Here is a 24,563-nt window from a genome sequence, read left to right on the forward strand (position 1 = left end):
AGCGCTGGAGGGCCAGCAATTGAAGTCGCTCTTTGACTTCAAATGATGGACCGAAGCGACTCGAGAGGCTAGGAGCCGGAGCTGGACAATAGGTTGATACTCGAATGCAAGTCCTTCTGAAATACATTATCCAGTTTTGAGGGAACAACCCTCATTTGAATAAAATAGTCTGGCGGCGATGGCGAGAAGGTCACACCCGTTCCMATGCCGAACACGGAAGTTAAGCTTCTCAGCGCCGATGGTAGTTGGGGGTTTCCCCCTGTGAGAGTAGGACGCTGCCAGGCGAAAAGACAAAGAATTTTTCTCTGTCTTTTTTTATTCGGAGGATTAGCTCAGCTGGGAGAGCATCTGCCTTACAAGCAGAGGGTCGGCGGTTCGATCCCGTCATCCTCCACCATGAATATTCAGATTGGCCTTTCTACTTGAAAGGAAAACAGCAGTTAAACATTTGCGGGTGTGGCGGAATTGGCAGACGCACCAGACTTAGGATCTGGCGCCGCAAGGCGTGGGGGTTCGACTCCCTTCACCCGCACCAAGAAATGCGCCCGTAGCTCAATTGGATAGAGCGTCTGACTACGGATCAGAAGGTTATGGGTTCGACTCCTTTCGGGCGCGCCATTTTTTAACAACTGCTAACTGTTTTTAATTAAAAAGATTCTGTTTAATATTGGAGAGCTGTCCGAGAGGTCGAAGGAGCACGATTGGAAATCGTGTAGACGGTTACCGCTGTCTCAAGGGTTCGAATCCCTTGCTCTCCGCCATAAAATTAATTATTCTTATGCCGGTGTGGCGGAATTGGCAGACGCGCACGACTCAAAATCGTGTTCCGCAAGGAGTGTCGGTTCGACCCCGACCACCGGTATCAATAGATTATAGATTCCAAATTGAATTAGTTAAAGTGACAAACGCCTTCTACTTCGGTAGGAGGCGTTTTTTTTTGTTGTTTAGGAAATTATAAAATTCCATACTTGTGGATAATTGTTCGCTAAAATGTTGCGATACCCTGCCATGAAATCGCAAATATCGTTTTCTAATTGTGGAATATTGGGTTGATTGTGGGGGCAATCTTGCGAAAGTGCGTGGTTAAAAAGAGGAACTGGGCGAGTTTATATTCAAAAATGAGCCCTCCTAATTCGATTTAAGCCAATCCTACATCGAAAAGGAGCTATTTTGCTAAAGGTATACCCACCTGTGTATCGTATAATACGAGTACTACGATTAAACATTCATTTAATACTAGTAAGGGTTAATATAATGCTGGTAAGTCGGGTTTTAATGCTGGTAAGAGTAGAGATAATGCGAGTACTAGGTTTATAGCGGCGAACTTAATGCTATTAGTAGCATTAAATGGACCAGGTATCGGCGTTTAAACCGAGTAATAGCATAAAAACTATGCCTGCCCCTCACTATTCTAACATAGTGGGGGTCAGGCACTTTTGTTCCTGATCTTCGTAATCGTAAATGCTCATGTTTGTATTTTTTGAATTAAAGCCCTCGGCAGACTGGTGCACTGCCGAGGCCTTATTAACAAGGTATCACGATGCCGGTCTTGTGGTTGATCATGCAGCTTTGGCTTAAGCGCGGCTGATAAAGAACGGTAATTCTTCAATTCCAAGCATGCGCGCATAGGTAAACAGCTGGCCTTTATGGTGGATTTCATGGTCTCTGGCCATCTCCAGCATTGCGCTTCCTGTCATTTTCATCCCACTGAAATCAATAAGTTTACCAAGTTGTTCGCCAGTCAGGGACTCCAAGGCTGCCTGGGTTTGTTCTGTTTGTTCCCGGACAATTTCCTTTAGCTCCTGGATGCTCTCAACAGTACTCGGCCCGGATGGGGGAGTGAACTCGCCGTTTTTCACTGTCTGTGCAAACATGGCAGTTGCGCCGGTGGTATGCAGGACCAGTTCTGAGAGCGTCATTCCGTTTTCCCATGGCTTGTAGTTAAGCTGGCCGTCATTAAAGGTGTCGAGCAATTCGAGCAAGGCCTTGCGATGATCCATCCAGCCAGAGGTGAAATCTTTTGTATTTTCCATCTTGCATTCTCTCCTTTGCAAATCGTTGTTATTCTTCCAAAACCAATTATATCCCATTAAGTATTAGAGTGGATAAATAAAAGCCGGGCTTGAAGCAAGCAGCCCACTAACCCGCCTGGCAATGGAAGGAGTAGCTAAATTTTCATCTTTACTTTCCGTTTATGTTCTTCAAAGCTCAAGTCCAGCACAGGGACTTCAAGAAAATGCTTTATTGCCAGTGCACAGGCTCCCATGACACTTGATCGCTTTCCGATCCGTGAGACGGATAACTCCCGGTAGTGGCTGATGGAGGATACCAGGTTTTTTTTGATTTCGTCAATGAAGGCAGGATTTTGGCGAAGCAGCTCGCTGTCCAGGACAATAACGTCAGGGTTATAAATGTTTATCATGTTGTTTAACCCGATGGTCAAAAAGTAAATAAACTGCTCCATTTGCTGGTGGACCGTCTCATCGCCCTCTTTTAGCCAGTTGTGAACCTGCGTGTAGGTGATGCTTTCCATGCCTTTCTTTTTGGAAAGTTCGTTGAAAAAGCTAGTCTCGGATGCATATTGCTCCCAGCATCCAAAGTTTCCGCAATTGCAGGGCTTTCCGCCTGGCATGACAATCATATGGCCAATTTCACCTGCAAACCCTTCATTGCCGCGGAAGAACTCATTATCCACCATTACTCCCAATCCAATGCCGGACAGGAAGCTGGTACTGACCAGGTTATCCGCCTGATGGTAAATAAATACACGCTCTGCAAACGATGAAAGATTTGCATTGTTCTCAACGAAAATATCAATGTTAATGGCTCTTTGCAAATCCTCTTTCAATCTTATATCGTGCCATTTGAAACGTGGCACAAATTTAATGATTTCATCTTTGGAAACAAGTCCGTGGATCGCGATAACAATCCCTACAATMCCATACCGCCGATCCTGGCAGGCGTCGATGTATTTATTAATTTGCGATATAAGGATATCCAGGACTTCATGGTAATCAATGGTGTCAATTTTGATTGTCTCGGAGTGTTCCTTTATACCAAGCAAATCGGATAAGGTAAAGTTGATTTCCCCGTAGTCCAAATCAATACCGAGTGCATACCCTGCTTCGCTATTCAATGAAAGCATGATAGGCTTTCTCCCTACCGATAAATGTTCCTGGTCTGTTTCAAGGAGAAGTCCATCTTCAATCAAGTCGGCCACCTGGGCTGAAATGGTTGCTCGTGTAAGGTTTGTGATTTTTGATAAGTCTGCTCTTGAGATCATGCCTTGCTCTATGATCTGTTTAATAATAATGGACCGATTAATTTTCTTGATAAATGCTGCGTCGCCTGTAGCCATATTATCCTCCTGATTCTAGTGCGGGCTTCTGGAATGGTTTAGTATTAGTATAACAGCTGAAATAGAAAGAATCTTACATATTGAGAGCATTATTGACGTTTTGACAAAAAAATGTTAAATTAAATCTTATTTTTATAAGTTTAGTAAACAAATCAATTAGTTGTTTTTTGAAAGGGTTTACACTATTATAGGCGATACTGCTGCAAATATCAATGTGAGGGAAGCGTAGCAATATAAGGTTTTATTCAGTAAAATTTTTAAGTGGTTTGGGTGATGGGACCAATTCCGCCAAATTTTTTATGTCCAGCGCTCTTTAAGAGCGGAGGATGCCATAATTGTGTATAATAATCCGGTACGGTTCTTCGGAATCGTGGCAAACTTGAAGATAGAATTAGGAAAAAACAGTCCAACTTCATGTTTTGTTTTAGAACACGAAGAATGGGATGATAATATGATGTGCTATTTGATAGGGATAACCTGCAAATTTGCTAAAAACGAGGTGGATAAATATGATTGACAAAATATTACAGGAAGTCCAGGATGGGACTTTAACAGCCGCAGAAGCAAAGGAAAAATTGGCCACATATGAGAACCTCGGGTTTGTTAAAATTGACCACCATCGCAAAAAAAGAGTGGGATTTGCGGAAATTGTTTTCGGAGAGGGGAAAACTTCCGGACAAATTTTGGCCATTGTCCAATCCTTAAGGCAAAGGAATGAATCAGTACTCGTTACACGGATTTCACAGGAGAAGGCGCAATTTATCCGGGAGCAATATCCTGAAATGCAATACCATGAAGCTGCGAGGATCCTGGCCTGGAGAAATGAAGAATCCAATGCTGCTGTTAATAAGGGATATATTGCAGTTGTCTGTGCTGGCACCTCCGATTTGCCTGTCGCCGAAGAGGCGGCAGTCACCGCGGAAACATTGGGATGCAATGTGAAAAGGGTTTACGATGTTGGGGTGGCCGGCCTCCATCGTCTGCTTGACAATATCGAGACCATCCAGGGAGCTACGGCGACCGTTGTTGTTGCCGGCATGGAAGGTGCTCTTCCAAGCGTAGTTGGCGGACTGATTGGAAATCCTATCATTGCTGTTCCGACAAGTGTTGGCTATGGTGCTAACTTTAACGGTTTGTCAGCATTGCTGACCATGTTGAATTCCTGCGCTTCCGGAATAAGTGTCGTAAACATTGACAACGGGTTCGGAGCCGCCTATAACGCGGTGCTTATCAATCAACTGGCTTATAAGGGAGCTGAAACGAATTGAGCATTTTGTACTTTGACTGCTTTTCAGGCATCAGCGGGGACATGGTGATCGGCGCCTTAATTCACGCCGGTGCCGATCCGGTCCTGATGGAAGAGGAATTGAAAAAACTAAATATCCTTGAGGAATATGAGCTAAAGTGGACAAATGTAATTAAAAATGGCATATCGGCTGTGAAGTTTGACGTTCTGCTGAAGGACGGTCATGAACACAGCCATGGACACAGCCATGACCATAGCCATGATCACAGCCATGATCACAGCCATGACCACAGCCATGACCATAGTCATGACCATAGCCATGACCACAGCCATGGACACAGCCATGACCATAGTCATTCACACGATCACCACGGTCAGCGCAATTATAAGCAAATTGTACAAATGATAGAATCTGCCGGATTCACTGATTCAGTCAGGGACATGGCTTTAAGGATTTTTAGGAAGATTGGTGAGGCAGAGGGAAGGATTCATGGTGTGCCTCTTGAAACGGTCCATTTTCACGAGGTCGGAGCTGTTGACTCCATAATCGACATTATTGGTACTGCAATACTGATTGACCAACTCGGTGTCACTGCAGTTAAATCCTCACCTGTCCCGGTGGGAACAGGGAAAATCAGGATTGACCATGGAATCTATCCTGTTCCCGCTCCGGCCACCCTTGAAATTTTAAAAGGCGTTCCTGTGTCTGGGGGAGACGTCCGCGGAGAACTGGCTACGCCTACAGGAGCTGCGATTGTTTCAGTGCTTGCCGAGGAATTTTGTTCCCTTCCGTCCATGAAAGTGAATTCAATCGGATACGGAGCAGGCACGAAAACATTCAGGGAGCATCCCAATGTCTTGCGTGTCATCCTTGGAGAATAAGTGCAGCCTGGCGTGAAAGGAGTGGCGCATATGGCAAAACATCCGCCGAATCATGAACATACTGATGATCAAATGATCAAGATGGAAGTCAACCTGGATAATATTTCGGGAGAATGGCTTGGCTATGTAATGGACTTATTGTTTGATGAGGGAGCTAATGATGTTTTTTATACCCCTATTTATATGAAAAAGAATCGTCCTGCCGTACTTCTCCAATTATTATGCCGGGGCAGCAAAGTGGATGCCATGAAGCAAATCCTCTTTAGAGAAACAACGACCCTTGGTATCCGTTATTATCCCCTAACCGTGCACCGTTTGGAACGGGTGTTTCAAAAGGTACATACAAAGTGGGGTGTGGTGACGGTCAAAATCGGCATGCATGAGGGAGAGGTCATGCAAAAATCACCCGAATTTGAAGAGTGCCGCAAAATTGCGGAGCATTATCAAATCCCTTTGAAAATGGTCTATGAGGAAGTATGGAAATCTTACCATGAAGGCGTTGAACAGAAAAATTGACAGTGTGCTAAAAGGATAAGGCCCTCAATCGCAGAGGGCCTTTTTCTATTCAATGGAACTTACAGCGGCATGGGCGCATGAATTCAATTCATTGATGGCAGGCTGCAAGGTTTGCACATATGGCACCGAGTCCTTGTCCTTGATAAAGTCCATTAATGTTGTAACGATATATTTGGCGATTTGGTCCACGGGAACACCGAAACTGGTTAAGGGCACCTCAAGATTGGCCATTTGTGGAATATTGTCATAGCTGATGACTGAAACATCTTTGGGAATGACATAATTGGCTTCCCGCAATGCCCGGACAATTCCTGCGCTGATATCATAGCTTCCTCCGATGATCGCTGTCGAACAAAATCCGGATTTTAATAATTTGCTTGTTGCTGTGTAGCCGTCATACCAGTCCAAACCGGCCGTATTCACAAGATGGTTGCTGCTGATCGGAAGGCCATGTTTTTTCATGGCGCGGTTGAAGCCATAATATTTCTCTGTTTGACGTTCATCATCCAAAGAAAAGTCGCCGACGAAGGTGATTTTCCGGTGGCCCAGGCTATAAAGGTAATCTACGGCAGTATGCATGGCTTCCTGATAGTTGACATCGATGACGGGAATATTTTTATTTTTTGCAACCCCATATGTCACCATCGGGATGGAGGAAGCGTCCAATCTCTCATAATTCTGTTCATCAAAGACAATCACTCCATCGACATTAAACCGTTTAAACATATCAAGAGAGGTTTTAAGCGGACTAATGGATAAAATCATGGAATAGGAATGCCTGCTGATTTCCTCATTTATCTTGGCCAGCAGCGTGGATGGAGCAACGCGCTCGACAGTTGGCCAAATCAATCCAATCACTTTTGATTGCTTTGAAACCAGCTGTTGAGCTGCATAATTAGGTTCATAGCCCACCTCGTTGGCTATTTTCAGGATTTTTTGTTTTGTTTCAGGCCTGACAAGAGGGCTGTCATTCAAGGCTTTTGAAACCGTCGAGTAGCTGACTCCTGCAAGGCTGGCAATATCTTTTATCGTAATTGGCATGATTCTCACCCAGCATTTTAGTTTGTATGGAAGAATAAAGTTTAACAACGTTGTAATAAATTCGTCAATAAAGAGTGGTTCTTTTCTATTTTCATTGTTGAATAGGTAAATGTCAACGCTTACATTTTTAAAAAGTCCCTCTTTTTTGAAAAGAATTATCTTGAAAACTAGCAAAACATCTATTACTATAAAAGAGTAATAACAACGTTGTTATTACAGATAACATCAAAACTAAGTGGAGTCAGCTGTCTATTCAGCACTCTTTTGTAAGCGTTTGCTGTAAGCGCTGCCCTTTATGCAGTTAGTTTGGATGTGAAAAACTGATAAAAAAGAGGGGGAAGTTTCATGAAAAGAAAGACATTATCTATGCTGTCACTATCGGCAGTACTTGCTGGTTCAGTTTTCCTGGCTGGCTGCGGAAACTCGGAATCCAGCTCTGGTGAGAGTGGAGGATCCGAAAAAGCCGAACCAGTGGTTTTGAAACTTGCTGAAAACCAGCCTGATGATTATCCAACAACGATTGGCGACAAAGAGTTTGCTAAATTGGTAGAAGAAAAGACGGATGGGCGCTATAAAGTTGAAGTGTATTCAGGCGGACAGCTTGGCGATGAGAAGAGTGTAATAGAGCAGGTACAACTAGGAACAATTGATTTGGCACGTGTGAACGGCAGCCCGCTTGCCGAGTTTTCCAAGGACCTTGGCGTGCTGTCCATGCCATACCTTTTTAAAGATGAAACGCACCAATGGGATGTCCTGAATGGAGAAACAGGAGAAGAACTATTGGGTACCCTGGAATCTGCAAGCCTTGTAGGGTTAACCTATTATGATTCAGGGGATCGGAGCTTCTACAATACAAAACGCAAGGTGGAAAAGCCTGAGGACTTGAAAGGGCTTAAAATCCGTGTTCAGGAATCCGCGCTCTTTATTGACATGATTGAGGCATTGGGAGCATCCCCAACACCAATGGCTTATGGTGAAGTGTATTCCGCTCTTCAAACGGGAGTAATCGATGGTGCAGAAAACAACTTCCCAAGCTATTATTCTTCCAACCATTTTGAAGTTGCCAAGCATTTCACTTTGGATGGACATTCAAGGGTACCGGAAGTGGTCATTGGCTCGAAGAAATTATGGGATAGTTTAAGCGATGAAGACAAGAAAGCCTTCAAAGAGGCAGCGAGAGAGTCCCAGGATGTTCAGCGTGAAGCATGGAAAGAACTTGTTGAAAAGTCCAAGAAGGAAGTAGAGGCTGCGGGCAGTGAAATCGTTGAAATTACAGATGTAGCTCCATGGCGCGAAGCTGTACAGCCGCTTTATGACAAGTATGGCAAAGACTATAGCCAATGGATTGAAAAAATCGAGAACCAATAATACAAATTAGAGCTAATGTTGAATAATTGGGCAGCCCCCCCTTCTTTACCTTTTCAGCGGTATCCGAAGGAGGAATGGCTGCCTAATCCCTTTCATTTTGTAAGGTGACGTTCCAGGGCTTGCCGAAGCTGGGCAAGGCGCTTGCGCTTTTCTAAAATAGGAGGCTTTTCCATGAATGGAATCAAGAAACTAAAAAATGGCTTGGACCGCGTTGTAGACTTTATTGGAATTTTATTTATAGCAATTACAACAATCATTGTTTCCGCTACGGTATTTACTAGGTATTTCTTCAGCTACACTCCTAAATGGTCGGAAGAGGTTTCCCTGCTGCTCTTTATCTGGATTGGATTTCTTGGAATTGCGGTTGGATTCAGGGAAAAGCTTCATATTGGAGTTGGCCTGTTTGTCGGCATGATGCCGGAAAAAGCACAGACTTTTTTCGATTATATAGCGAAATTCCTGGTTATTGCCGTATCAATAATCTTTATTATTTACGGATACCAGTTCACCGTACTGATGGGTGGTTCGACCATGCCAGGAACAGGACTTCCAAACAGTGTCCAGTATATTGTTGTCCCGTTTACTGGAGTAATCATGCTCATTTACGGCATTGAGTTATTGTTTAAAAAGGGAATGCACCAAGTTCTTGATGAGAACGTTGAGGAGTGATTGAAGTGGAAGTATGGATTTTAATGGGCAGTTTTGTTCTGCTCCTGCTGATGCGTGTTCCTGTCGCATTATGTCTTGTGGTTTCGTCCTTTCTCACAGGAATTTATATGGATATTGACCTGGCAGCCTTGGTGCAAAGAATGGTTAACGGGCTAAAATCCTTTTCGCTCCTTGCTATTCCGTTTTTCATACTGGCAGGGGAGATTATGAATGAGGGAGGAATTTCACGCCGGTTGATTAACCTTGCCAATGTTCTCATTGGAAAAGTGCGTGGCGGACTGGCAATGGTAAACGTGTTGGCCAGTACATTTTTTGGCGGGATTTCCGGTTCGGCCGTAGCGGATGTTTCCTCCATTGGGTCTGTGCTTATTCCAATGATGAAAAAGCAAAAATATGATTCGGACTATGCTGTCAATGTGACCATTTCGAGTGCGGCACAGGGGGTCATGATCCCTCCCAGCCATAATATGATCATTTATTCAACTGCAGCCGGCGGAGTTTCTGTTGGAGCCTTGTTTATGGGCGGCATTCTTCCGGGACTCCTGCTCGGGTTGGCGCTCATGGTCATTACCTACGCCATTGCAATCAAAAGAAATTATCCGAAAGGTGAACCTGTCAAGAAGGAAGAGATTCCTAAAATTGTCCGTGAAGGATTGCTGGGACTCCTGACTGCCGTCATCATCATCGGAGGAATCGTAAGCGGAATCTTTACTGCAACTGAATCCGCTGCCATCGGCGTTGTTTACGCCTTTATCATTACCTTCTTCGTGTACCGGGATATCCCGCTGTCAAGAATGAGCGTTATTTTCTATCGTACGTTTAAAACTCTGTCGATGGTGCTGTTCCTTATTTCAGCGTCTTCAGCATTCGGGTGGCTGCTGGCCTTGCTTCGTGTCCCGGCAATGGTCACCGAGGGCTTGCTCGCGTTCTCCCCTAATGACATTGTTACTTTGTTGCTCATTAACTTGATTCTGCTGGTGCTGGGCATGTTCATGGATATGGCTCCGCTGATCCTGATCGCTACTCCAATCCTTCTTCCGGTCGCAACGGCGGCAGGAATGGACCCTGTCCAGTTCGGTGTTGTGCTAATTTTGAACCTTGCGATTGGACTGGTTACACCGCCGGTTGGAACCGCGATGTTTGTCGGCTGTGCGATAGGCAAAATCCCGATAGAAAAGTCAGCTAAAAACATGCTTCCATTTTATGGAGCCATGATTGTTGTCTTGTTGCTGATTACCTTCGTACCACAACTGTCACTCTATTTGCCTAGTGTAATGCTGGATTAATAAATTTTGAAAAGCAGGTGTTAAAAGATGAAAAACTTTATGGATGAAACATTTCTATTATCAAATGACACAGCCATTGAGCTCTATAATAGGTTTGCAAAAGAAATGCCGATCATTGATTACCATTGCCACTTGAGTCCTAAGGAAATCTACGAAAATAAAACCTTTAAGAATATTGCAGAGGCCTGGCTATACGGAGACCACTATAAGTGGAGAGCCATGAGATCGAATGGAATAGAGGAAGATTTCATTACCGGGAGTGCCTCTGACTACGACAAGTTTTTAGCATGGGCCAGGACTGTGCCGATGTCGGTTGGGAATCCGCTCTATAACTGGACTCACCTTGAGCTGCAGCGCTTCTTCGGCATCCACGATATCCTCAATGAAAAATCCGCCCCGATGATTTGGGAAAAAGTAAATGAAAAATTGGCTGGCGACGGTTTTGGGGCAAGAGATTTGATTCGAAAGTCAAAGGTCGAAGTCGTATGTACAACGGACGACCCTGTTGATTCGCTTGAATATCACCAGAAGCTGGCTGAATCTGATTTTGATGTGAAAGTACTGCCAAGCTTCCGGCCAGATAAAGGGATTGAGATCAACCGTGATGGCTATGTGGAGTGGGTAAAAAAGCTCGCCGAAGTGTCAGGAGTTGAAATTGCTGACTATGGTGACTTTCTTTCTGCGCTGGAGTCCAGGATTGAGTTCTTCCATTCTCTGGGCGGACGGGTTTCCGACCATGCGCTTGATAGCATGATGTACGAGGAAGCCACATTAGAAGAGGCTAAGGCTGTATTTGCGAAGGGGTTAAATGGGGAAAAGGTTTCTCTGGAAGAAGAAAGGAAATATAAATCCTATACCCTGACTTTCCTTGGAAAGCAGTATGCCCGTCTTGGCTGGGCCATGCAGTTCCATATCCATGCCTTGAGAAACAACAATACAAGAATGTTCAACCAGCTGGGGCCGGACACTGGCTTTGACAGCATTAACGATGGCCAGATCGCCAAACCATTAAGCAGGCTTCTGGATTCATTGGATAGGGAAGATGCACTGCCGAAAACCATTCTTTACTCTTTAAATCCAAACGACAATTATGTCATTGGGACTATGATCGGCAACTTCCAGGGCGGCGGGACTGCAGGAAAGATCCAGTTTGGAACAGCCTGGTGGTTCAATGACCAAAAAGACGGCATGCTTGAACAGATGAAGGCATTGGCCAATCTTGGCCTCCTCAGCCGGTTCATTGGGATGCTGACAGATTCAAGAAGCTTTCTCTCTTATACCAGGCACGAGTATTTCAGGAGGCTCGTATGTGACCTTATTGGAACCTGGGTCGAGAACGGGGAAGTTCCATATGACATGGAACTGCTTGGCGGGATTGTCGAAGGCATTTGCTATCGCAATGCGAAGGAATATTTTCAGTTTTAATAGAAGTTTAGAGGATGAAGGCCTATTAGCCGAAAATAAATCGCATGGGGAGAACAGTAATCTGTTTGACTCCATGTGATTTTTTTTTTACGGTGAACTAATGCAGCAGTCTGCTGTTTTGGTAGAAAAAAGGGATGGGATAGATGCATTCGGACATTATTGAAAAGAAAATCTGACCTCAAGTCCGAAAGAGCTTCCCATTCGACAAAACACAACCAAAACCCTATCCCGAAGTCCGAATAACTCCGTAATCTCATGAGTTTTCTAAATCTTTTTTTAGTTTTAATTGTAGACTTACACTTTCTGGGTTAAAATATATGAGGAAGTAAGCCTTTCCTTTGGTATAAGGAATGCTCTATTATTTTCCTTAACCAGCAGGAAATAATTTTCTGCCATTGACGCAGGGAGCAGGACAATATAGAATTGAAGTAGAGTTTGTTTAGTAAACATACTAATCAGGATATTAACCATAATCTATCTACATTGGAGGAGTAAGCATGAAGTTTTTCATTGATACCGCAAACTTGGAAGATATTAAAAAGGCTTATAAAATTGGAGTCCTTTCAGGTGTAACGACAAATCCTTCCCTGGTTGCCAAAGAAGGCGTTAAATTTGAAGACCGTATTGAGGAAATCCTTCAGGCTGTTCCTGAGGTGGAATCTGTCTCAGCGGAGGTTACTCCAGATGCACTGACGGCAGATGAAATGATTGCCCAGGCAGAGGAATTGATTAAAATTAATGGCGGAGACCCAAATATCACCATCAAGCTCCCAATGACATTGGCTGGCCTTGAAGCAACACGCTACTTGTCGCAAAAAGGGGTAAAAACGAATGTTACCCTCATTTTCACAGTAAACCAGGCTCTATTGGCAGCGCGAGCAGGAGCAACTTATGTTTCTCCGTTCCTGGGACGTCTTGATGATATCTCCGAGGACGGAGTGCAGTTGGTTTCCAAAGTGGCCGAGCTGTTCCGTGTCCATAACCTGGATGCGCAAATTATCGCTGCTTCTGTTCGTCATCCTGACCATGTTACACGTGTGGCTATGGCAGGAGCACATATCGCCACTATTCCATTTTCCGTAATCGAGCAGATTTCCAAGCATCCTTTAACTGACCAGGGGATGGAAAAATTTGCGGCTGATTGGGAAAAAGCACTTAAAAACTAAGATCCGCAAAAGTCATTTTAGCTTGCCAGGGTTTTCTGGAAAAATAAAGCCAGTGTGCAAATGTCACACTGGCTTTGTCTTCGTTTGAAAAGAATCCGCAGCACCCATATACGATTGCCCTGCTATCCGCCATTCCGAGTACCAATCTTGAAAAAAACGTGAGCGGATCATTTTGAAGGGGGATGTACCTTCCCCAATCGATCCTCCGCAGGGCTGCCGCTTCCACACAAGGTGTCCGTTCGCGTTTGACCGCTGCCGCTCGGAACAGCCTGTGCTTTACAGGGTAGATGGTGAAGGCCACCAATCTGCCTGCCACCTGGTTGAGAACGGGCAAATAGATTTTTCAAAAATTCCTTCGAACTATTAATGGCTAGAGGCTTAAGAAAAGGAAGGCAGTAGTGCCGACCTTTTAAGATGCCTCTTTTTTTATTCATTCTATTCAATCAGTTTTCTTGCATCATTGATAAACAGCTTTGCAACCAATGGAAGGGTCTTGTTTTTGTTATAGGCCAGATAAAAATATCGTTCTTCGGCAAAATCCTCTATTTCAAACTTTTTGATTACGTTTGTTTGGCAATATTCCTCCGCAGCGATTTCGGAAATGATGGAAATGCCAATGCCATTTTTGACGAATTGTATCAGACTCTGTCCGGAATCTGTATAGGCAATGATATTCAATTGGTCTTTCGGTATGTGTTTCTTCTTCAGAAGCCTTTCAAGAAGGGCGTTTGTCCCCGAATCCGGGCTCCTCATGACAAATGGAAACTCCAAAAGCTCATGAATGCTGACGGTTTGAGGGAAATTGAAATGATTGGCGGCAATCAGGACAAGGTGTTCCTTTAAAAGGGGGATGTACTCCACACGTTCATTTTCATATTTTTCACCTAGGATGCCCATATCAACGGTTCCATTGAGTACTTTCTCGGCCACAATTTTAGAGGAAGCCTCGCTAATGTGAAACGTAACAGAAGGGTAAACTCGCCTGAATTCCTTGATCATTTTGGGAAGCAAAAACTGGCCTGGAACTGAACTCGCCGCCATTCTGATAACCCCTCGCAATTCGGCCATGCTTTCGCTCAAGTCMAGCAAAGCTCGGTCTTTTAGGAGAAGCAGCTGCTGGGCCCAATGGTAAAGGCGTTCACCATGGGGTGTTAGGACGCTTTCTCTGCCAACACGGTCGAATAATTTCACATTAAGCATTTTCTCCAGTGCCTGAATGTGGGCACTGACTGTTGACTGGCTCAAAAAAACTTCCTCGGCTGCCTTTGAAAAGCTTTTATTTTCAACTACCTTTGTAAAAACATATAATTGATGCAAGTCCACTGCAATCACCCTTTTGATAATCACGATTTTGAATTAATGGTAAAGTAGATAGTGTCCCATTAAGGATATCATGTTTAAGCTAAGTACAAACTGCTTGGCTGGTATATATCATTACATTTTGTAATATGCCCTGTCCATATGTCCCAAGCAAAGGAGTGAAAGTAGCATGTGTTTAATACTGTTCGCATATAAGTCACACCCCGCCTATAAGCTGATTGTTGCCGCTAATCGGGATGAATTTTATCAACGTCCCACTGCTCCAGCCGGTTATTGGAGTGATCAGCCCAATATTTTGGCAGGAAGGGATTTGGAGAAACATGGAACCTGGCTTGGGGTAACAACAAGCGGCCGGTTTTCAGCCCTGACAAATTATCGCGATCCTGCCGATAAAGGAGGCCCGCGATCCCGAGGGGAGCTGCCACGGAGTTATCTGGAGGGAAATTCCACTCCGCGGGATTTCCTGGAAGACGCTGCCCAAAAGCGAGCTTTATATCCAGGGTATAATTTGCTTGCCGGGACAAAGGATGAAATCTTCTATTATTCCAATAGAGGAGGCGGAGTCTATCAGGTACCGCCTGGCGTCCACGGCCTTAGCAACCATCTGTTGAATACGGGATGGCCAAAGGTCGAGCGCGGCAAAGAGGGCCTCAAATCAATAGTTGAAGCTGGCGCTGATGAAGACCAAATGGTTGAATCCCTTCTTGCATTGCTTCAAAACGGAGAGCCGGCGCCTGATGAAGTTCTTCCCAAAACCGGGGTATCGGCGGAATGGGAGCGGATTCTATCCCCGTTGTTCATCAAAACTGAAGGATACGGTACCCGAAGTTCGGCTGTCCTGATGATGGACGACCAAAACGTCCGTTTCCATGAACGTATATATGAATGGGATGGCAAAACGAGAAATCAGGACTTTATGTTTTCCATAGACGGACAGCGTGGATGAAAAGGCTGTTCCCATTATTATAAAATATATATTCATATCTTAATGTCCCATATTGTATGGGAATTTTCATATGTTTGTTAAAAAATACATAGATTTGAGACTTATTAATCGCTATGATGATTGTAGCTTCGGAAAAAAATCTAATCATGTTTAAAACAGCACCAAAGAGATAAAAAATAAGTGAAGCAGAATTTTTGTTATGGACAGGAGTAATTATGACAAACAAACACGAAATCGCCTGGGTAACGGACAGTACAGCGACTCTGCCGGAGGCTTTTATCAAGAATAATAACGTTTATGTGGTACCGCTGAGCATTCTTTTTGGCGAAGAATCCTACCTTGAGGGCGTAGATATCACAGCGGAAGACTTTTATCAAAAGCTGTCGGCTTCAAAGGTGCTTCCGAAAACCTCCCAGCCTGCGATAGGGGACTTTGTTGAGCTATACAAGGAATTGAAAACAAAATATAAGCATGCAATCGCAATTCATGCCTCCAGTGCCCTGACCGGTACCTATCAGGCCTCGGTTGCAGCCTCAAGCATCGCCGAATTCGATGTAGAGATCATTGACTCGAAAATTGGTTCTTATCCTCTCGGAAAGATGGTATACACCGGAGTGGAATTACAAAAACAGGGGAAGTCTTATCAAGAAATCATTCACCATTTGCGGACTCTTCCTGACAAGGCGAGATTGGTCATGTCCCCGGGAAGTCTTGAGCAGCTGCAAAAAGGAGGCCGTCTTTCAGCCACACAGGCGCTGATTGGGGGTCTTCTCAAAATGAAGCTGATCGTCCAGTTTGATGATGGCAAGGTGGTGCTTGCCGAGAAAATCAGAACAGACAGGAAAGTAAAAGAAAGGCTTTACCATATTTTTGAGGAAGCCTCCCATTTGATTGAAGAAGCAAGCATCATCCATGCCAACATCCAGGAAACAGCGGATGAATGGCGGAATGAGCTGCAACTGAGGTACCCTCACATCACATTCACAACCACGATGTTCAGCCCGGTGCCCGGCACCCATACAGGCCAGGGGACAATTGGGTTCGCCTGGATTAATAAGTAGAGAAAAACGACGGCAAAAAATCTGCCGTCGCTTTTTTTTGCATCGATTTCGTTGCCTGGCTAGACAAAAACAAAGTATAAAATAAAAACCAGTCCGAGGACATACATAAGAGGATGTACCTCTTTTGCTTTCCCTGAGGCAGCCATCGCGAGCGGGTATAAAATGAATCCCAGGGCTATTCCAGTCGCAACGCTGAAAGTAAGAGGCATCATTATAATCGTAACGAAGGAAGAAATGACAACCGGAAGGCTGTTCCAGTTGATTTTACTAATCTCAGAGGCCATCAAGGCACCAACAATAATCAAGGCCGGTGCTGTCACAGCGGGTGTCACAATGGCCAGCAGAGGAGAGAAGAGAAGGGAAATACCAAAACAGGCTGCAATAATGATTGAAGTAAAACCTGTTCTCCCCCCTACAGCTATGCCTGCGGAGGATTCAACAACGCAGGCAGTCGTTGAAGTTCCCAATACACTGCCGGCAGCCGCTGCCGTTGCATCCGCCAGCAGGGCGCGCCCCCCGTTGGGAATTTTATTATTCTTCATAAGGCCGGCCTGGCTGGCAATGGCAATCAAAGCCCCGGCTGTATCAAAAAAGGCAACAAATAGGAACGTGAAAATGACTGCGAGCACATCCGGTGTGAAGATTTCCCCCAAATGGCTGAAAACCACCCCAAAGGTTGGGGATAAGTCAGGGACTGTTCCTATGATGGCTTCTGGTTTATCAATTTGGCCTATAATCATCCCAAGCACTGTTGAAATGACCATAGCATAGAAAATCCCGCCTGATATTCCCCTCACCATCAGTACGACAGCCAGGGCAAATCCAAACAAGGCCAGCAGTGTTGCTGGTGAAGCCAAATCGCCAATTGCCACAAAGGTAGCATCACTTTTAACAATGATCCCCGCATTTTTAAGACCGATAAAAGCAACAAAAAAACCAATTCCGGCCGCTATGGCATACTTCAAATCCTGGGGAATCATGTTAATGATTTTTTCGCGGATTTTCAGGATGCTTAGAATCATAAAAAGAATTCCGGCAACGAATACCCCCGTAAGAGCAATTTCCCACTCAACTCCCATTCCAATTACAACGCTGAATGTGAAAAATGAGTTCAAGCCCATGCTCGGAGCAATGCCGATTGGAAAGTTGGCAAGCAAGCCGATTAGCAGGGAACCGATGATGGCTGAAAGAGCTGTAGCCGTAAAAACAGCTCCCTTATCCATTCCGGCCTGGCTGAGAACCATTGGATTTACGACCAGAATGTAGGCAATGGATAAAAACGTAGTGATGCCTGCCAGTGTTTCTGTCCTGTAATTTGTATTTCGTTCTGCGAATTGGAAAAAATTTTTCATGTTGTCCTCCAAATGGAAATCAATGCCTTGTCACCACTGCATCCCCATGCAAAAAAGCCCGGAAGCTACAGGCTTCCGGGGCTGCAAAGGATAAACACCGCCATTTGGGCTTGTGTTCCATCCCTTGTAGACATGCATTTTGCGGAAGCATGGTAGAGACGTCCCGGCCATATCCCAGGACATATACAAGGAAAATAATTTTAGATTTTAGAATGATAATAGAGATAGTAGCAAGAAAATAGAGTCAGGTCAACAGACGGCAGAAATGTCTATTAATTCAATTTCTTTAGCTATCCCTTAGGGGAATTCCATATGATAAAATATAGGGAAGAGTGATCGTTAAGGAGAGTTGGCATAAATGTTGAGCAAGTGGAAAAGGTGGTTTTGGCCGGCAGTCATCACGGCTGCAGCCTTCTTGGTGGTACCGTACAGCATTCCGTTAATCCTGGCATTTTTAACGGCCATCCTGCTGGAAGGAGCGGTGAAGGGGCTTATTGCCAGGTTGCGGTTTAACAGGCTCCAGGCCGTTCTGGCTATTTTTATTGGGTATGTTTCTGTACTGGGCTTCCTAATCTTCAATTTGATATCCATTATCGCCAGGCAGGCGGTTTCCCTCTCTCAGAGGACCCCCACCTTTGTAAGGGATTTTTACAGCTCGGTTATACAGCCCCTCATTGGCAAATGGGAATTTTATTCCAAGGGCCTTCCTTCTGAAATAGCTGTTTCCATTCATAATACAATCGAGAGGGCCGTCAACTCCCTGGATATGTTTCTGCAGACAGTCATTGCAGGTTTAATGAATTTCCTCACCGCCGTACCAGGGTTTATATTTGAAATTTTGTTCTACCTGATCGGCTTGTTCCTTTTCAGCCTTGAACTGCCCCGGCTGAAACAGAAATTCGAGTCTTTCCTTAGAGATGAAACGAAACAAAAAGTGTTCATGATTTCAGGCCAGTTGACCCATGCTGGAGTCGGGTTCATCAAAGCACAGATCATCTTCAGCTTTATTACCTTCGTCATGGCGTTTGCAGGGCTTGCCATCCTGAAAGCCCCATACCCAGGTTTGCTGTCGCTGCTTATTGTGATCGTCGATATCCTCCCGATACTGGGAACAGGTTCCGTCCTTGTTCCGTGGGCCATTGTCGTCCTTCTTCAGGGAAACTTGTTTTTGGGGATAGGACTGATTGTCTTGTTTCTGGTCATTACAGTTGTCCGCAGGGCCATTGAGCCGAAGATATACTCAACGAGCCTGGGAATCACGCCGCTTGCCTCGTTTGTCAGTATGTATATCGGCCTTAAGATGCTCGGAATCGTCGGCTTATTCGCCGGACCGATCGTGGTCATCATTTATGAAACGTTAAAAAAGGCCAACGTTATCCAAGTGAAATTTAAAATTTAAAACGCTCAGCAATAGAAACCACTTCACAGGTGGTTTTTTGTTAATGAAGACATTGCCTGTTTTTTAATGAAGCAGTTCCAGAATATGGGGGACAGCTGCCTGGAGTGTTGGCGCACTACAGTCGGCTCCCGTTTCGCCGCTGCCGATAAAAACAGTTTTGCATCCGGCCTTCTTTCCGGCTTCTATATCGCGTTCGTGGTCCCCGACCATTACACTTCGGGCAAGGTCCAAATCATGCCTGACGGCCAGGTCAAAAAGCATCCCGGCATTTGGTTTTCGGCATTCGCATCCTGCTTTTGGTTTGTGGGCGCAGTAGGCAATCTCCTTGATGGTGCCACCTTGTTCCTGCACGAGTTTCGTCAAATGTTCATGAATCTTCTTCAAGTCTTTTTCTTTCAAGAATCCAAGGCCGACTCCTCCCTGGTTGGTGACAACGAAAATGTCATAGCCTGATTTGCCGAGTTCAGCCACAGCCTCTGCAGCTCCATCCAGCAAATATAAATCTTTCGGTGTGTTCACAAACTTAACACGAGCGGAAAGCACCTCATTGAGAACTCCGTCACGGTCAAGGAAAACAGCCTGTTTCATGTTTGTCCTCCTTCTGGTTTTTCCTTATGCGCAGCCCTTCCCATGCAGGGAGCAGGCTGCAATTTACTTCCTGATTTCTTTTCCTTTTTGATGCCTGGATACAAATGGGTTGCCGGTAATCCAGAAACGCCAGGGGTATTCACGGGCTTCCCCGCTGTTCTCAATCCCAATTCTTTTTCCCGCTGAAATGCTGGCGGGAGTTCTTCCCCCAGCAATGAATAGCGGAGGGAATCCAAGGTCATGCCCATAGTCTTGCATGCTGATTCCCATAGCTTTTGTCAGCTTTCCAGGACCATTAGTCAAATTGACTCCGGAATGCCCCGGCCTTCTTAAAGACATCAGCTCCAGACCGATTGCCGGCTCCAGCGCCCTTACAAGAACCGCTTCGGGATGATCCTTGCCTCCGCTGACAACATTGAAGAGACAGTGGGTGTGCATGACATAGGTATAGGCAAGCCCGGATTGGTGGTACATGATTTCTGTTCTTTTGGTTCTTCGGCTGTTGTAGCTATGAGCGGCTTTATCACCTGGTCCAATATAGGCCTCGGTTTCAACGATATAACCAGCCGCAAGTCCTTCAGAACTTTGTTTTACAAGCAGGCAGCCAAGAAGTTCTTGTGCCAGCTCCAATGTAGGCTTTTCATAGAAAAGTTGAGGCAGCGGCTGGGGGATATTTTGTTGCATAAATCCTCCCGTGGCTTGACGTTATTTACCTTTCTTATACCCTTTCATCATGGAAGATATGATTGAAATGGGCAATTTCAGGTGAATAGAGACTGATTGTGGGGATAATGTAGCTCCAATAAAGAAACCAGCCTGATTATTACCGGCCGATCCTATCGCTATGAGGAGGTTGCCAAGGGGATGGTTATGGTGAAAAGTGTGCCCTGCATAGGTGTACTGGATGCTTCAAGGGTGCCGCCCAGTTCTCGAATAAGCTTAAGGACGACCATCATCCCCAAGCCCGTTCCCTTTTCCTTTTTTGTGGAGAAATAGGGTTCGCCTAGCTTGGCAATTTGTGCCGGAGTCATGCCCATTCCATTATCCTTAATTTTTATCACAGCAAATCTGTCGGATAAGGCAAACGATTGGATGGTCAGATCTCCTCCGTCAGGCATTGCCTCAATGCCGTTTTTCACAATATTCAGCAGGCATTGTTGAAACTTTGAAGCTTCTCCCCTGATATACAAGCCTTTAGCCAGCTGGCTGCTGACGCTCACTGAGGAATGATTGGCATAAGGCATAAGCAACTCAACGGCCTTCTCAATTTCCGCCTTGACATCAAGAGTGGCAGCCTGGTCATCATTAGGTTTTGAAAAAGACAGATATTCCTTAATGATCATTTCTGCCCGGTCGAGCTCCTCGATGGCTGTTTCCAGATAGTACTGTCTTTTATCCTCAGGGATGCCTGGGTCTTTCAACATTTGCAGAAAGCCTCTGGTAACGGTAAGAGGATTCCGTACTTCATGGCTGACACTTGCGGCAAGGTGGGAAATGACCTCGATTTTTTCCGATTTGACGATTGCTTCACGGAGCAGGCTGTTTTGTTCAATAATTTCCATGGAGTAGGTGATGATAAGCAATCCGACAAGGAGAGTCGCGGTATAAATGGCAGCAAGAGGCAAATCCAAATAGGCATGATAAAGGATTCCTTTTATAAAGGCAAACAAAATGGAATAGGTGATCCCAATCACTGCCACAGCGGTCAGCTTGCCGCCAAGCCGCAGGGACTGGAATTTTATGGAGATAAAAGAGATTACGGCCGTAATGGCCATGATTGTAAAAATGTTCAATTCGACCCCGCTGCCCCCGAAAGGGATCCGGATCAGGACCGTAAAGAAAAAAACGACGATGCCTGCCGAAATCCCTCCATAAAGGCATGAAATTGCAAGAGGAATCAATCTTAGATCATATAAAAACCCATTGCTGTCGCTGTAGGAATAGCTTATGCAAAATACAACCTGAATCATGGCAGAAGCAATGAAAATCAGTTTATCATATTTTCTTTTTGACCCACTGATTTTAACCCTCAGAATATATTGGACAATCAGCGATAGTGAAATAATAAATAGCAGATTAAATAGCAAATCTTTAAACAGCGTCATCATGAATCCCCAATCCGGTCGCGTCCTTATTTCTATTCTATAATAGGAAAAATAACGAGCACAAGAAAAAGTGCGTAAAATTCCACATTTTCTGACTATTAAAAGGCAGGTCAACACAAAAACCCGCCTAATGGCGGGCTATTGTCTGGGGTTTCGAGCGAGGCGCTTCCGCTTCTATGAGATGAAAAAGGATAAATTTCGACACTTAGATAACTGTCCAGCTCCAGCGCCTAGCCAGTTTTCATCCTCGGATTAACTTCCTCGAGTATCTTGCGAGAAGCGGAGCTTTGAGCAGCTCGAGTCATAAGCCACTCCAGAATTGAAGGTAAAGAACACCTTCTATTCCGGAGCGTCTTATGCTGGTCAGGGCTGAGCAAGGCGCTTCCGCTTTTCTAGTGAGGCAGAAATGCAAGCTGATAAAAGAATAAAACGGCGAAGATATAGAGCAGCGGATGCACTTCTCTCCATTTTCCTTTCACTACCTTTAACAGCGGATAAGAAATAAATCCAAGAGCAATCCCCGTCGCAATGCTTGAAGTCAGCGGCATGCTGAGGATGATTAAAAAGGCAGGGAAGGCTTCATCAAGTTCATCCCAGCGGACATGGGCAATGCTGCCCATCATCAGGCTCCCGACAATGATCAGGGCAGGGGCAGTAATCGCCGAGAGGCCGGAAACGGCACCAACCAATGGGCTGAAGAAGGCTGCAAGGATAAAAAGCACTGCAACTGTCAAAGATGTCAGGCCCGTTCGCCCACCTGCCGCCACCCCTGAAGACGATTCAATATAGGCTGTAGTTGGAGAGGTACCAAACATGGATCCCACTGCTGTGGCGATGGAATCGGATAGAAGCGCCTGTTTGGCTCGCGGCATGGTATTGCCCTTCATCAATCCTGCTTGATGGGCAACCCCGATCATTGTCCCGGTTGTATCGAAAATCGTTACCAGGATAAAAGAAAATACAACGGCATAAAGACTGTGTGAAACCACTTCCCCTAAAGCAGCAAAAGGATTTGCCACAATCAGGCCGTCCGGGAGGGAAGGCAGTGAAACAAACCCTTGCTCAAAGGACAACTGGCCGGTCAGGAAGGCGATGAAGCCAGTAATGACCATGCCGGTGAACAAGGCCCCATTAAACTTTAGCACCATCAAAATAAGCGTAACTGCAAGGCCAGTCAAAGCAAGCAGCGCTGAAGGAGAGTGCAAGTCTCCGAGTCCTACGAGATTGGATGGGTGAGAAGTGATAATGCCAGTCAGACGCAGGCCGATAAAAGCAATGAACAGCCCAATTCCGGCAGTTATCCCATGTTTTAGCGTTTCGGGTATCGCTTCAATCAGTTTTTCCCTAAAAGGTGTCAGGCTAAGGATGACAAAGATGATTCCTGCGATGAACACTGCTGCAAAAGCTGTTTCATACGAGATATTGTTTGTGCCGACAACCGTATAGGCGAAATAAGCATTCAAGCCCATTCCTGGTGCAATGGCAATTGGATAGTTGGCAAAAAGTGCCATCCAAAGTGTTCCAACTACAGCAGAGATAATCGTGGCGGAAAAAACCTGCTCAAATGGAACACCTGCATCGGCAAGGATGACAGGATTCACCACTATTATATAAACCATGGTGAAAAAGGTTGTAATTCCAGCAATCATTTCCGTTTTGACATTTGTTTTGTTTTCTTTCAGTTTAAACATGGCAGTTCCTCCGGAAATACGAACATTTTTATTAACAAATTACATATTATTCGTTTGTTAGGAGTTTTTCAAGAGGAAAAAAATATTTGCGAATAAGAGCGGGAAGGTTTTGGTAAAAATAAGCAGGAAAGGAAGTGAAGAAGGATGGATGCAAACCGAGTCAGGCAAATCCTCTCGTCATCCGCGGACATTGCCGTTACCTATAATGGAACCTCTGTCTGGATTGACCAGTTGAATGAAGATGGAAGGACAGCAACTGTTCATTTAAGAGGTCCGCTGGAGGAACGTACAATTGTGGAAATCAATGAATTGAAGGAAGTATGATGCAAGCCGGTGAAGCCGGCTCTTTTTTTTGCTTGAAAAACTGTCCAAGCCCATTTTTTATTCAGGAGACTGTCTGCTGTTTAGGACAAATTTTTCGCGGGAAGAACATCATCACAAGCAAAAAAATTCCGGTGCGAACCGTTCATATAGATCAAACGGCTGCTCCCCCCAGCAGCCGTTTTCTGCGAATAAGGCGGAAGGAAATAATATCCTGAGAAAAATGAGAGTAAAAGAAAAAGAAAAAATGCATACTTGTTTTAAGGTGATGTTTTAAATGCTGAAGCAGGTGGTAATTAACCTGTACAAGCAGCCGGAAGAGGCAAGAAAAGCTTCTCCCAAGGCGCTTGCTAGAAAATGGTGGTTGAATCGCCACTTTAGGCAAGGACGCGAATCCCGGGAATATTCAGCGTCAGGAAAAACAAGCGGGCAACCCCGCAAATTCTGGACTAAATATTTATCATCAAGAAGGAGGATGTCACATGTTAAGTTTTCTGTGGTCATTAATCATTGGAGGAATTATTGGTTGGTTAGCCGGCCTTATCATGGGTAGAGATATTCCAGGCGGAGTAATTGGAAACATTATTGCAGGTTTCATCGGCGCTTGGCTTGGACAGGCTATTCTTGGAAACTGGGGACCGGTAGTTGCCGACTTTGCTATCCTGCCTGCGCTAATTGGTGCGATTGCACTAGTATTCATCGTCAGCCTTGTCATGAAAGGTATGAGAAAGTCAACTGACTAATCTAAAAAAATCCTTCCGTTTACGGAAGGATTTTTTTGTGATTTATAAAATGGAAAATTTCGGAGGCAGAGACGGAGGAT

General features: G+C 44.9%; 20 protein-coding genes, 5 tRNA genes, 1 rRNA gene, 2 pseudogenes and 1 riboswitch. Of the genes and pseudogenes, 19 read left to right on the plus strand and 9 right to left on the minus strand.

The genetic code is table 11. The features are described 5' to 3' along the window. Positions 1-168: 168 nt before the first annotated feature. The 6 genes from rrf (at position 169) to ADU22_RS08370 (ending at position 862) form a co-directional block, all read left to right on the plus strand. A 5S ribosomal RNA gene (rrf, locus tag ADU22_RS08345) occupies positions 169-284 on the plus strand. A 37-nt stretch (positions 285-321) separates the two neighbouring features. After that, positions 322-397 (plus strand) — tRNA-Val (locus ADU22_RS08350). A gap of 53 nt (positions 398-450) precedes the next feature. Next, positions 451-535, plus strand: a tRNA-Leu gene (locus tag ADU22_RS08355). A gap of 6 nt (positions 536-541) precedes the next feature. Then, positions 542-618, plus strand: a tRNA-Arg gene (locus ADU22_RS08360). Between the two features lie 51 nt (positions 619-669). After that, a tRNA-Ser gene (locus ADU22_RS08365) sits at positions 670-761 on the plus strand. 19 nt (positions 762-780) lie between these two features. Continuing rightward, positions 781-862, plus strand: a tRNA-Leu gene (locus ADU22_RS08370). 712 nt (positions 863-1,574) lie between these two features. Here the strand turns inward: ADU22_RS08370 and ADU22_RS08375 are convergent. Then, positions 1,575-2,033, minus strand: a complete 459-nt coding sequence (locus ADU22_RS08375; protein WP_053361736.1) for a DinB family protein — start codon at positions 2,031-2,033, stop codon at positions 1,575-1,577. 134 nt (positions 2,034-2,167) lie between these two features. Continuing rightward, the gene (locus tag ADU22_RS08380; protein WP_053361737.1) at positions 2,168-3,358 is read right to left on the minus strand and encodes an ROK family transcriptional regulator; all 1,191 of its coding nucleotides are present in this window, start codon (positions 3,356-3,358) and stop codon (positions 2,168-2,170) included. Between the two features lie 509 nt (positions 3,359-3,867). Between ADU22_RS08380 and larB the strand changes: the two genes are divergently transcribed. Together larB and larC are read left to right on the plus strand one after the other, a co-directional pair. Continuing rightward, complete coding sequence (larB, locus tag ADU22_RS08390; protein WP_053361739.1) at positions 3,868-4,626, plus strand: nickel pincer cofactor biosynthesis protein LarB; 759 nt, start codon at positions 3,868-3,870, stop codon at positions 4,624-4,626. A 41-nt stretch (positions 4,627-4,667) separates the two neighbouring features. Continuing rightward, positions 4,668-6,002: pseudogene (gene larC / locus ADU22_RS25155) on the plus strand (nickel pincer cofactor biosynthesis protein LarC). 45 nt (positions 6,003-6,047) lie between these two features. On the opposite strand, the gene ADU22_RS08405 reads toward larC, so the two are convergent. Further along, positions 6,048-7,043, minus strand: coding sequence for a LacI family DNA-binding transcriptional regulator (locus tag ADU22_RS08405; protein ID WP_053361740.1), 996 nt, complete (start codon positions 7,041-7,043; stop codon positions 6,048-6,050). A 345-nt stretch (positions 7,044-7,388) separates the two neighbouring features. On the opposite strand from ADU22_RS08405, the gene ADU22_RS08410 reads away from it, so the two are divergent. From ADU22_RS08410 to ADU22_RS24170, 6 genes and pseudogenes are all read left to right on the plus strand, one after another. Continuing rightward, positions 7,389-8,411, plus strand: a complete 1,023-nt coding sequence (locus ADU22_RS08410; protein ID WP_053361741.1) for a TRAP transporter substrate-binding protein — start codon at positions 7,389-7,391, stop codon at positions 8,409-8,411. A 171-nt stretch (positions 8,412-8,582) separates the two neighbouring features. Beyond that, complete coding sequence (locus ADU22_RS08415; protein WP_053361742.1) at positions 8,583-9,080, plus strand: TRAP transporter small permease; 498 nt, start codon at positions 8,583-8,585, stop codon at positions 9,078-9,080. Between the two features lie 5 nt (positions 9,081-9,085). Then, positions 9,086-10,366 carry a TRAP transporter large permease gene (locus ADU22_RS08420; RefSeq protein ID WP_082252808.1) on the plus strand — a complete coding sequence of 427 codons (1,281 nt, stop codon included), beginning with the start codon at positions 9,086-9,088 and terminating at the stop codon, positions 10,364-10,366. A gap of 27 nt (positions 10,367-10,393) precedes the next feature. Beyond that, positions 10,394-11,791, plus strand: coding sequence for a glucuronate isomerase (gene uxaC, locus ADU22_RS08425; protein ID WP_053361743.1), 1,398 nt, complete (start codon positions 10,394-10,396; stop codon positions 11,789-11,791). 497 nt (positions 11,792-12,288) lie between these two features. Beyond that, positions 12,289-12,957: a fructose-6-phosphate aldolase gene (gene fsa, locus ADU22_RS08430; protein WP_046525711.1), complete on the plus strand. Its 669-nt coding sequence runs from the start codon at positions 12,289-12,291 to the stop codon at positions 12,955-12,957. A 92-nt stretch (positions 12,958-13,049) separates the two neighbouring features. Beyond that, positions 13,050-13,324: pseudogene (locus ADU22_RS24170) on the plus strand (oligopeptide/dipeptide ABC transporter ATP-binding protein); the annotation flags it as partial. Positions 13,325-13,392: 68 nt separating this feature from the next. On the opposite strand, the gene ADU22_RS08440 reads toward ADU22_RS24170, so the two are convergent. Further along, a complete protein-coding gene (locus tag ADU22_RS08440) occupies positions 13,393-14,280 on the minus strand; it encodes a selenium metabolism-associated LysR family transcriptional regulator (RefSeq protein ID WP_053361745.1) in 888 nt (295 codons plus the stop codon). Between the two features lie 166 nt (positions 14,281-14,446). Here ADU22_RS08440 and ADU22_RS08445 point away from each other — a divergent pair, with 166 nt between their 5' ends. Beyond that, positions 14,447-15,223, plus strand: coding sequence for an NRDE family protein (locus ADU22_RS08445; protein ID WP_053361746.1), 777 nt, complete (start codon positions 14,447-14,449; stop codon positions 15,221-15,223). Positions 15,224-15,438: 215 nt separating this feature from the next. Next, a complete protein-coding gene (locus ADU22_RS08450) occupies positions 15,439-16,284 on the plus strand; it encodes a DegV family protein (RefSeq protein ID WP_053361747.1) in 846 nt (281 codons plus the stop codon). A 59-nt stretch (positions 16,285-16,343) separates the two neighbouring features. Here ADU22_RS08450 and ADU22_RS08455 read toward each other — a convergent pair whose 3' ends face one another. Further along, on the minus strand, positions 16,344-17,636 hold the full coding sequence (locus ADU22_RS08455; protein ID WP_053361748.1) for an NCS2 family permease: 1,293 nt from the start codon (positions 17,634-17,636) through the stop codon (positions 16,344-16,346). 107 nt (positions 17,637-17,743) lie between these two features. Then, positions 17,744-17,845: riboswitch (purine riboswitch) on the minus strand. Between the two features lie 149 nt (positions 17,846-17,994). On the opposite strand from ADU22_RS08455, the gene ytvI reads away from it, so the two are divergent. Further along, complete coding sequence (ytvI, locus tag ADU22_RS08460) at positions 17,995-19,035, plus strand: sporulation integral membrane protein YtvI (protein WP_053361749.1); 1,041 nt, start codon at positions 17,995-17,997, stop codon at positions 19,033-19,035. Between the two features lie 63 nt (positions 19,036-19,098). Here ytvI and ADU22_RS08465 read toward each other — a convergent pair whose 3' ends face one another. From ADU22_RS08465 to ADU22_RS08480, 4 genes are all read right to left on the minus strand, one after another. After that, on the minus strand, positions 19,099-19,623 hold the full coding sequence (locus ADU22_RS08465; RefSeq protein WP_053361750.1) for a D-glycero-alpha-D-manno-heptose-1,7-bisphosphate 7-phosphatase: 525 nt from the start codon (positions 19,621-19,623) through the stop codon (positions 19,099-19,101). Positions 19,624-19,686: 63 nt separating this feature from the next. Then, positions 19,687-20,307, minus strand: coding sequence for a DNA-3-methyladenine glycosylase (locus tag ADU22_RS08470; RefSeq protein WP_053361751.1), 621 nt, complete (start codon positions 20,305-20,307; stop codon positions 19,687-19,689). A 158-nt stretch (positions 20,308-20,465) separates the two neighbouring features. After that, on the minus strand, positions 20,466-21,728 hold the full coding sequence (locus ADU22_RS08475; RefSeq protein ID WP_053361752.1) for an ATP-binding protein: 1,263 nt from the start codon (positions 21,726-21,728) through the stop codon (positions 20,466-20,468). A gap of 392 nt (positions 21,729-22,120) precedes the next feature. Then, on the minus strand, positions 22,121-23,419 hold the full coding sequence (locus ADU22_RS08480) for an NCS2 family permease (RefSeq protein WP_053361753.1): 1,299 nt from the start codon (positions 23,417-23,419) through the stop codon (positions 22,121-22,123). A gap of 144 nt (positions 23,420-23,563) precedes the next feature. Here ADU22_RS08480 and ADU22_RS08485 point away from each other — a divergent pair, with 144 nt between their 5' ends. Both ADU22_RS08485 and ADU22_RS08495 read left to right on the plus strand, forming a co-directional pair. After that, on the plus strand, positions 23,564-23,743 hold the full coding sequence (locus ADU22_RS08485) for an H-type small acid-soluble spore protein (protein ID WP_053361754.1): 180 nt from the start codon (positions 23,564-23,566) through the stop codon (positions 23,741-23,743). Between the two features lie 479 nt (positions 23,744-24,222). Continuing rightward, positions 24,223-24,483, plus strand: coding sequence for a GlsB/YeaQ/YmgE family stress response membrane protein (locus ADU22_RS08495; RefSeq protein WP_053361756.1), 261 nt, complete (start codon positions 24,223-24,225; stop codon positions 24,481-24,483). Positions 24,484-24,563: the final 80 nt, after the last annotated feature.

The sequence above is a fragment of the Bacillus sp. FJAT-27251 genome (assembly GCF_001273925.1).
Taxonomy (GTDB): domain Bacteria; phylum Bacillota; class Bacilli; order Bacillales; family Cytobacillaceae; genus Mesobacillus_B.

What these genes read in the sequence shown, in the direction of transcription:
- ADU22_RS08375 (WP_053361736.1), bottom strand. Translation starts at nt 2,033, where the DNA reads ATGGAAAATACAAAAGATTTCACCTCTGGCTGGATGGATCATCGCAAG.
- larB (WP_053361739.1), top strand. Translation starts at nt 3,868, where the DNA reads ATGATTGACAAAATATTACAGGAAGTCCAGGATGGGACTTTAACAGCC.
- ADU22_RS08405 (WP_053361740.1), bottom strand. Translation starts at nt 7,043, where the DNA reads ATGCCAATTACGATAAAAGATATTGCCAGCCTTGCAGGAGTCAGCTAC.
- ADU22_RS08410 (WP_053361741.1), top strand. Translation starts at nt 7,389, where the DNA reads ATGAAAAGAAAGACATTATCTATGCTGTCACTATCGGCAGTACTTGCT.
- ADU22_RS08415 (WP_053361742.1), top strand. Translation starts at nt 8,583, where the DNA reads ATGAATGGAATCAAGAAACTAAAAAATGGCTTGGACCGCGTTGTAGAC.
- uxaC (WP_053361743.1), top strand. Translation starts at nt 10,394, where the DNA reads ATGAAAAACTTTATGGATGAAACATTTCTATTATCAAATGACACAGCC.
- fsa (WP_046525711.1), top strand. Translation starts at nt 12,289, where the DNA reads ATGAAGTTTTTCATTGATACCGCAAACTTGGAAGATATTAAAAAGGCT.
- ADU22_RS08445 (WP_053361746.1), top strand. Translation starts at nt 14,447, where the DNA reads ATGTGTTTAATACTGTTCGCATATAAGTCACACCCCGCCTATAAGCTG.
- ADU22_RS08450 (WP_053361747.1), top strand. Translation starts at nt 15,439, where the DNA reads ATGACAAACAAACACGAAATCGCCTGGGTAACGGACAGTACAGCGACT.
- ADU22_RS08455 (WP_053361748.1), bottom strand. Translation starts at nt 17,636, where the DNA reads ATGAAAAATTTTTTCCAATTCGCAGAACGAAATACAAATTACAGGACA.
- ytvI (WP_053361749.1), top strand. Translation starts at nt 17,995, where the DNA reads ATGTTGAGCAAGTGGAAAAGGTGGTTTTGGCCGGCAGTCATCACGGCT.
- ADU22_RS08465 (WP_053361750.1), bottom strand. Translation starts at nt 19,623, where the DNA reads ATGAAACAGGCTGTTTTCCTTGACCGTGACGGAGTTCTCAATGAGGTG.
- ADU22_RS08470 (WP_053361751.1), bottom strand. Translation starts at nt 20,307, where the DNA reads ATGCAACAAAATATCCCCCAGCCGCTGCCTCAACTTTTCTATGAAAAG.
- ADU22_RS08475 (WP_053361752.1), bottom strand. Translation starts at nt 21,728, where the DNA reads ATGACGCTGTTTAAAGATTTGCTATTTAATCTGCTATTTATTATTTCA.
- ADU22_RS08480 (WP_053361753.1), bottom strand. Translation starts at nt 23,419, where the DNA reads ATGTTTAAACTGAAAGAAAACAAAACAAATGTCAAAACGGAAATGATT.
- ADU22_RS08485 (WP_053361754.1), top strand. Translation starts at nt 23,564, where the DNA reads ATGGATGCAAACCGAGTCAGGCAAATCCTCTCGTCATCCGCGGACATT.
- ADU22_RS08495 (WP_053361756.1), top strand. Translation starts at nt 24,223, where the DNA reads ATGTTAAGTTTTCTGTGGTCATTAATCATTGGAGGAATTATTGGTTGG.